We start from the raw sequence: 2239 nt of genomic DNA on the forward strand, positions 1-2239 counted from the left end.
TTATTGAGTAACGTATCTTGAACCTCTTTAAGAACGTTTGAATCTTTGATGGGTAAAACAACTTGTTGCATAGTCTTTTCTCCTTTTCTTGAGATATTAAAGCAGTTATGTTATTATTTTTGTAAGGAAAAAGTAAGGAGATGGTATTGTGAGTGCAGGTAATGTAACTAAGGTTAGCTCGAAGATCACAAGTAAAAATCAGATTACAATTCCTAAAACAGTACGTGAGCTGTTAAAAGTTCGGTCTACTGACACAATTGAATGGCAGATTGAGCCAAATGGTAGAGTAATGATTGTTCGTAGTAAACCTGATCTATGGCAACTTGTTGATGAACAGGAAAAAAAGTTCGGAAATCTCAGTACCACGGAATTTGATTGGGGTAAGGACATAGAAAGTGAAGACTTTGATTAATGAAATTAAAACAAGGCGCTATTTTGTGGATTAATTTAGATCCAGCCAAAGGGACTGAAACTAAGAAAAAGCGACCGTGTTTAGTTGTGAGCAACGATCACTATAATCGCTATTTTAATACGGCGCTAGTTGTACCAATCAGCACTTCTGACAAATATCGCACCCTAGAAAAGTATGTTAAATCTCCGTTATTTATCAGGATAGATAAAGGGAAAATTCACGGAACAGCGCTCTTACAACATGTCCGTGCTGTCGATCCCACAAAACGATCAGATGGCGAAGTTGTGGCCGCTTTATCCCAACAAGAAATTAGTTCGATTAGTACAAAGGTCCAACAATTTTTCTAAAAAACAGATGTTATTTATTAATAAAAACAACAAAATAACCCCCAAGATCTATATTATAGATTTTGGGGGTTATTCTTTCAATGTTTTCGAGGGGTTATTTGTATATTATGGACCCTATAAAAAAACAAACATTATCACTTAAAAGGGGTTACGCGGAACTAGGAAAGCGTTGTCAGCCGGTTTAAAGTCAACTTTTGGATAGTAGTCCATTGCGTTCGGAGCTGCTAAAAGGACCATAGAAACATCTTTTCCAAGCTGTTTCTGAAGGTGATCGATTAAGTTCTTACCAATACCATGCTTTTGATAAGCTAAATCCACCGCTAAATCAGACAAATAACAGGCATAACTAAAATCAGTTAATGCGCGTGCAACTCCAACAAGCTTTTTGTTATCCCAAGCAGTCCATAAAACGTCAGCATGGTTTAACATTTTTTCTAAACGGGTGAGATCAGTGATAGGCCTATGTATTCCTGAATTTTTAAAAATATCAGACAGCTGCTTAGCAGAAATGTTTTTTTGGTTTGAATACTTGATCATATAATTACCTCACAATAATTTTAGCCATTGCTTGTGCCATTGGGTTTAAGCAAAAGCGATTTTTTGTTAAAAAAGTATATCAATAACTTAGATACTCAATATCTGGCTTGAATTCTTCTAAATATTTAAATCTTTCTTCGATTAATATTTTAGCACTTTTTGATACTTGATTAGAATTAGCTACATCTTTAAAAGCATTCCAAATTCTAACCCCTTGGGGAAGAATTTCCCAAGGAACACTTTGTCTAACTGGTTTTAGCATATCTGTGTCTACGTCTAGTTGCTCAGAAGTCAATAAGTTGGCTCATGTTTTAAGTAAGCTAAAACTAGCTTTTCGAAAAGGGTTCCCCGTTCACGTTGAACATCACCTGCGGCTTGATTAATTTGATCGATTAAATCATTGAAAGTCTGTGCATTCATTACATTCTCCTACCAAAGTACCACCATTTTTTATTTTGCTTTTGAGGCTCTTTTACTATATTTTCTACTGAATCGTCTTTTTCACTACCTTGTGTTGGCATAGTTAACGATTTTAATTCTTTAATTTCTGCCTTGTATTCTTCGAGCAGTTGTTTGTCCTGTAAGGCCAATCTTTGTTGCTGATCTAGTAACTTATGTAACTCTTTCTTTTCAGATTGAATTTCTGATACTAAATTTCGAAGGAATTTCACTTCATCTTGTCCATCAACCGCATCTTTTTTGTTGTCGTCAACATCATCTTTTTGTTGACGGTATCTTGTTGACGAATTGTTTGAGAACATTGCTTTAATAGCTTTTTGCCCATCAACATCAACGTAAACAGTATTGCCTTTTGTTGATGTAAATTGACGTAAATCGATTGACGCATCTCTTTTTATCTTTTGCCATATAGCCTGTTTTGAAACGCCCAATTCATCAGCAAGTTCTCTAATAGTTTTAGGCATGTTTTCCAAACCCCTTTCGG

The 2239-nt window shown here is 35.2% G+C and carries 6 protein-coding genes and 1 pseudogene; 2 read left to right on the top strand and 5 right to left on the bottom strand.

All coding sequences use genetic code 11. The features are described 5' to 3' along the window. Positions 1 to 71, bottom strand: a pseudogene (locus FD46_RS10770) (site-specific integrase); the annotation flags it as partial. Positions 72 to 148: 77 nt separating this feature from the next. Here FD46_RS10770 and FD46_RS00265 point away from each other — a divergent pair. Continuing rightward, positions 149 to 412 (top strand): type II toxin-antitoxin system PrlF family antitoxin, encoded by a 264-nt coding sequence (locus FD46_RS00265; protein ID WP_017260787.1) that lies wholly within the window; start codon positions 149 to 151, stop codon positions 410 to 412. Continuing rightward, positions 412 to 759 carry a type II toxin-antitoxin system PemK/MazF family toxin gene (locus FD46_RS00270; protein ID WP_033609948.1) on the top strand — a complete coding sequence of 116 codons (348 nt, stop codon included), beginning with the start codon at positions 412 to 414 and terminating at the stop codon, positions 757 to 759. The genes FD46_RS00265 and FD46_RS00270 overlap by 1 nt, the downstream gene beginning before the upstream one ends. 138 nt (positions 760 to 897) lie before the next feature. On the opposite strand, the gene FD46_RS00275 is transcribed toward FD46_RS00270, so the two are convergent. The 4 genes from FD46_RS00275 to FD46_RS00285 all read right to left on the bottom strand — a co-directional run bounded on the left by FD46_RS00275 (position 898) and on the right by FD46_RS00285 (position 2219). Next, positions 898 to 1296 (bottom strand): GNAT family N-acetyltransferase, encoded by a 399-nt coding sequence (locus FD46_RS00275; RefSeq protein ID WP_057895211.1) that lies wholly within the window; start codon positions 1294 to 1296, stop codon positions 898 to 900. Between the two features lie 79 nt (positions 1297 to 1375). Next, entirely contained in the window at positions 1376 to 1591 is a 216-nt protein-coding gene (locus FD46_RS00280) for a hypothetical protein (RefSeq protein WP_057895212.1), read from the bottom strand. Next, the gene (locus FD46_RS10640) at positions 1588 to 1716 is read right to left on the bottom strand and encodes a hypothetical protein (protein ID WP_268872836.1); all 129 of its coding nucleotides are present in this window, start codon (positions 1714 to 1716) and stop codon (positions 1588 to 1590) included. Before FD46_RS10640 ends, FD46_RS00280 begins: the two co-directional genes overlap by 4 nt. Continuing rightward, positions 1716 to 2219 (bottom strand): helix-turn-helix domain-containing protein, encoded by a 504-nt coding sequence (locus tag FD46_RS00285; RefSeq protein ID WP_057895213.1) that lies wholly within the window; start codon positions 2217 to 2219, stop codon positions 1716 to 1718. Before FD46_RS00285 ends, FD46_RS10640 begins: the two co-directional genes overlap by 1 nt. Positions 2220 to 2239: the final 20 nt, after the last annotated feature.

The organism is Liquorilactobacillus oeni DSM 19972 (assembly GCF_001436275.1).
GTDB classification, from domain to species: Bacteria; Bacillota; Bacilli; order Lactobacillales; family Lactobacillaceae; genus Liquorilactobacillus; species Liquorilactobacillus oeni.